This is a genomic window from Saprospiraceae bacterium (assembly GCA_016717265.1).
In the GTDB taxonomy this organism is placed as follows: Bacteria; Bacteroidota; Bacteroidia; order Chitinophagales; family Saprospiraceae; genus Vicinibacter.
The window spans coordinates 2,270,267-2,274,919 of record JADKFX010000001.1 but is presented as its reverse complement, the minus strand read 5'-3'; the positions used below and the strand labels follow the sequence as shown (position 1 = coordinate 2,274,919).

The following is a 4,653-nucleotide window of genomic DNA, read 5'->3' as shown; positions in this document are numbered from 1 at the left end:
CTTTCCAATTTGTTGGATCGAAATTAAAATTTAGAATAATTTTAAAATATTGATAAATTTATTTGATCAAAGTCTAAAAACTGCTTCTTAAACTGAAGCGGTTTTTAGACTTTGTATAAGAACTATCAATGCTTAGAATTGAGAGCATTAAAAAATGAGAAATTTTATTTCAAAACAATGAATCCTATTTTTAAATTGTACTTAAAGTCATTTGGCTTTTTTTTCATTGCATTTATGCTTGTAGATTTAATGCTATGGCTTTTATTTGGTAAGATTGTAATTCAGACTAAAATTGGTTTATTATCCAGTTTGTTTCTGTCCTCTATATTTACGTATTACACCTATAATAATCTCAAAAAATTGGGCATTGAGCGTTTTACGGATCAACACTTTAAGCTTAGCCAATTTAAAATAATTCCATATACTAAAACCCTTAAAGACGCCTTTTTAGTAATCAAGAATAATTCATTTATGGATGGAAAAAATGGGCAACTGTTAGATCAAAAAATAGAAATAGAGAGTTATGAATCTAACGCATCCTGGGGTGAAATAATTTGCATTAAATTTAGTGGGCAATTAGAAATGAATACACTACTTGAAATTTCAAGTAAGCCTAGATTTAGATTTCAATGTTTTGATTGGGGTCAAAACAGAACGAATGTTGAAATGATTTCGAAACTGTTATTAAATCAAGCCTAAATATCCTTAAAGACATTCGTAGTTTTTGGTTTAATATTAAGCCGCAAAGCCTGATCATAGAAAATATAATTCCAAGTCCAATTAATAAAAACGATTATTTTATTGCGCACACCGATTAAATAATAAATATGGATGAATAGCCAGCCAATCCAAGCAATAAATCCACTTAAAAAAATATTTTTAAAATCAATGACTGCCTTATTTCTTCCGATTGTTGCCATACTTCCTTTATCAATATAAATAAACGGGGATTTACTTTCAGCATGCTGTTGAGCGATTAGTTGCTTCGCCAAATATCTTGCTTGTTGTAGTGCTACAGGAGCCAGGCCAGGTAATCCTTTTGGGAATTTTTCATCTACATGGTATGCTAAATCACCAATTGCATAAATACCATCGACGCCTTCAACTTCACAAAATGAATTTACTTTTATTTTAGAACCCGGAGCTTTACTACTTTCTGGTAAACCAAATATAGGAACCCCTTTTACTCCTGCTGCCCAAATAATTTTATTTGCAATCAGCTGCATTCCGCTTGATAATGAAACTTTATTTTCAAAAACATCCAATACTTTTTCATTAAGATGAATTTGAACCCCCATTTTTATAAGATTCTGATATGCTTTAAGGGAAGACTTCTTTGACATTGTGTCTAATAAACGATCTGATGCCTGGATCACGTGAATTTCCATTTTTTGAGAATTTAAGTCTGGATAATCTTTAGGTAAAATATGTCTTTTCATTTCAGCTAAAGCTCCCGCCAATTCTACTCCTGTTGGGCCACCTCCAACAATTATTATATTTAATAAGTGCTCCTGTTCTTCCAAATGTAATGTTGTAACCGCTTTTTCCAAATCATCTAGAATAGAATTTCTTAAATATAATGCTTCCGAAACTGATTTTAATGGAATACTATATTTTTCAAAATTTGGGTTGCCATAATAATTTGTTTCAGCACCCATAGCTAAAACCAAAAAATCATAATTTAAAAAACCTACATTGGATTCAATTTTTTTTTGAATGGTATCAATTCTTTGTACTTCTGCTACCCGGACATATAATGCATCTTGATTTTGGAAATTTTTACGCAATGGAAAGCATATAGAACTTGGTTCTAATCCCGACATTGCTACCTGATAAAATAATGGTTGAAACTGATGATAATTATTTTTATCCAATAGGACAATTTGAAAATCCCGAGATTTTAAATTGTGGGCAAGTGTAAAACCGGCAAATCCGGCACCAATGATCACCAACCTTGGCTTGGTCGATGTAGGAATATTGAATGGCATAATGCAGGATTGTTTAATTTTGTTGCTTATTAAACAATTGAGAATCAAAATTGATTTGAAGACAAACTATATACCCAAATTATGAATTATACAGATTTTAAAACCACTGCAGAACGTTTTATCCGGTATGCTATGATTGATACTCAGGCGGATCCAAGTTCAGAAACCGTTCCCTCTTCTATGAAACAACTTAATTTAGCAAAACTATTATTTGAAGAATTAAAGCAAGCGAATATAGAAGATGTGGAATTGGATGCATATGGCTATATTTATGCCAGCCTCCCTTCAAATAGCACCCGAAACATCCCTACCATTTGCTTTTGTGCACATATGGATACTGCGCCAGATTGCAGTGGTACAAATGTGAAACCTATATTGCATCAGAATTATCAAATGCAGGAAATAAGGCTACCGGATGATTCAAGTATCCTGATTAGTCCGGAAGAATTTAAAGAATTAAGTAAAAAGCAAGGAGAAACTATCATCACCGCCAGTGGTTTGACCTTATTAGGGGCTGATGACAAAGCAGGGATCACCGCGATTATGGAAGCCGCTATTTATTTAAAAAATCATCCTGAAATTGCACATGGTAAAATTCGAATTTTATTTACACCGGATGAAGAAATTGGTCGTGGGGTGAATCATGTTGATATGAAAAAACTCGGGGCAGACTTTGGTTACACTATGGATAGTGGAGAACTTGGAGCTTTTGAAGATGAAACCTTTTCAGCAGATGCAGTTCATATTGAAATTACAGGAGTCAGTACGCATCCCGGGTATGCTAAAGGGAAAATGGAAAATGCGATTAAAATAGCAGCCGAAATAATTGCAAATATTCCAAAGGACCATTTAATTCCTGAAGTAACGGAAGGTAGAGAAGGATTTATTCATCCTGTCAAAGTAGTATCTGAACTTGAGAAATCGAGTTTGTATTTTATCATTCGGGATTTTGAAACTTCAAAACTTATGGATCATGAAAACTATTTGGAAAAAATTGTGAAACAAGTTATGCTGAATTATCCAAATAGTAAATACACATTTACAGTTTCCGAACAATACCGGAATATGAAAGAAATTTTAAATAATCACCCAGAAGTGGTGGAATATGTAGAGCAAGCTATTGTGGAAGCAAACATAAAACCAATAAAAGGATTAATTCGAGGAGGTACAGACGGAAGTCGTTTGAGTTTTATGGGTTTACCTTGTCCAAATATTTTTGCTGGCGAACACGGTATTCATTCAAAAAAAGAATGGGTTAGTGAGCAGGATATGCAAAGAGCTGCGGAGGTCATTGTTAGAATTTGTCAAATCTGTGAACGGAATGCCTAAAAATCAAAAAATACCAGTTTTTCCATTACCAATAGTTGTTTTTCCAGACGAAGAACTGCGCTTACATATTTTTGAAGCTCAATATAAACAACTCATAAATGATTGTAAAGAAACAGGGATTGTATTTGGAATAACACCCGTCATCGAAAGCAGAATGATGAACATTGGATCGCTTGTTAAATTACTTGAGATTGTAAAAGTTTATGATGATGGCAGAATGGATATCAAGTTACATTGTATGGGACAATTTAAGGTGCTTGAGCAGTATAGCAAATGGCCTGGTAAATTGTACTCAGCTATAGATATTCAAATATTAGAACCAGATGTTGCAGAAGAAAAAGAAATGACTTATGAAGTCATGGAATTGTTTAACAATTTGTGTGATATAAACAAAGCGAAACCATATCACCAAATTTCATGGGAAACTTTTCAAAGTTATAAACTAGGCCATATAGTTGGCTTTACACTAGAAGAAGAATATCGTTTTAGTAGCCTGGCAACAGAAAAAGAAAGACTTGAAAAATTGATTCAACAGTTAGATTATATGATCGAACAAAGCAAACAAAGACAAGAATGGTTGAAGCGAATGAACATGAATGGTGAATTCCGAAATTTCAATTTAAAGGACTTGAAATAAGTCAAACACAATAAACCTTACTAAAGCAAATTTAAAATTTATAGATTGCAATGCTTTACCTTCGGAAGGCAGGGTATAAATTTTTATAAAATTTAACCGTATTCTGAATCAAATCAAGCAAATACCTTGATCTTTCTGGATTGCAGATAAATTTGTTACTATTTAATTATTGTAACAGATTTAGCAACAGGACCTTTTTTGCCTTTCTCGACTTCAAAGCTTACTTTATCATTTTCTCTTAAAGGCACATTCAGACTGTTTGCATGAACAAAAATGCTGTCTTTAGAATTTTGATCTCTGATAAATCCATAACCTTTGGATTCGTTAAAAAATGTAACGACACCTGTGCGAACTGGATCCGCACGTTCACTTGGGTCTTGTTTTTTTATACCAAGCTGAATGTCTTCCCGTTTAACGGAAATCATTCTTTTGGGATCTGGCGGGGTTGAACTTACATTTCCATTTTCATCTACATAGCTAAATTCATTTTCAAGGCCCATACCCTTCTTCGAATTTGCTTTGCGTTCTTCTTGTTTCTCTTTTTTATCCTGTCTCTTTTTTAATCTTTTTTTCTCATTTTCCTTTTTACTGTAAGTTTCCTGCGTTCTACCCATAAATAATTACTGGTTTTGTATCTGGTTAGTCAAATGAATAATTAAGTGAAGAAACAGATGATTAAATAATAAGCAAAGATATAAA

5 protein-coding genes are annotated in these 4,653 nt (G+C 32.9%); 3 read left to right on the top strand and 2 right to left on the bottom strand.

From position 1 onward, the window contains the following. Positions 1-177 precede the first annotated feature (177 nt). A complete protein-coding gene (locus IPO86_08785) occupies positions 178-699 on the top strand; it encodes a hypothetical protein (GenBank protein MBK9728196.1) in 522 nt (173 codons plus the stop codon). Here IPO86_08785 and IPO86_08780 read toward each other — a convergent pair. Then, complete coding sequence (locus IPO86_08780) at positions 696-1,988, bottom strand: NAD(P)/FAD-dependent oxidoreductase (GenBank protein MBK9728195.1); 1,293 nt, start codon at positions 1,986-1,988, stop codon at positions 696-698. The genes IPO86_08785 and IPO86_08780 overlap by 4 nt on opposite strands. Before the next feature lie 81 nt (positions 1,989-2,069). Between IPO86_08780 and pepT the strand changes: the two genes are divergently transcribed. Both pepT and IPO86_08770 read left to right on the top strand, forming a co-directional pair. Then, on the top strand, positions 2,070-3,317 hold the full coding sequence (gene pepT, locus IPO86_08775; protein ID MBK9728194.1) for a peptidase T: 1,248 nt from the start codon (positions 2,070-2,072) through the stop codon (positions 3,315-3,317). Beyond that, positions 3,310-3,954, top strand: coding sequence for an LON peptidase substrate-binding domain-containing protein (locus tag IPO86_08770; protein ID MBK9728193.1), 645 nt, complete (start codon positions 3,310-3,312; stop codon positions 3,952-3,954). Before pepT ends, IPO86_08770 begins: the two co-directional genes overlap by 8 nt. 158 nt (positions 3,955-4,112) lie before the next feature. Here IPO86_08770 and IPO86_08765 read toward each other — a convergent pair whose 3' ends face one another. Next, positions 4,113-4,568: a cold shock domain-containing protein gene (locus IPO86_08765; GenBank protein ID MBK9728192.1), complete on the bottom strand. Its 456-nt coding sequence runs from the start codon at positions 4,566-4,568 to the stop codon at positions 4,113-4,115. Positions 4,569-4,653 lie beyond the last annotated feature (85 nt).

Bases quoted from the DNA above. Each gene is read 5' to 3' on its own strand.
- IPO86_08785 (MBK9728196.1), top strand. From the start codon at position 178: ATGAATCCTATTTTTAAATTGTACTTAAAGTCATTTGGCTTTTTTTTC.
- IPO86_08780 (MBK9728195.1), bottom strand. From the start codon at position 1,988: ATGCCATTCAATATTCCTACATCGACCAAGCCAAGGTTGGTGATCATT.
- pepT (MBK9728194.1), top strand. From the start codon at position 2,070: ATGAATTATACAGATTTTAAAACCACTGCAGAACGTTTTATCCGGTAT.
- IPO86_08770 (MBK9728193.1), top strand. From the start codon at position 3,310: ATGCCTAAAAATCAAAAAATACCAGTTTTTCCATTACCAATAGTTGTT.
- IPO86_08765 (MBK9728192.1), bottom strand. From the start codon at position 4,568: ATGGGTAGAACGCAGGAAACTTACAGTAAAAAGGAAAATGAGAAAAAA.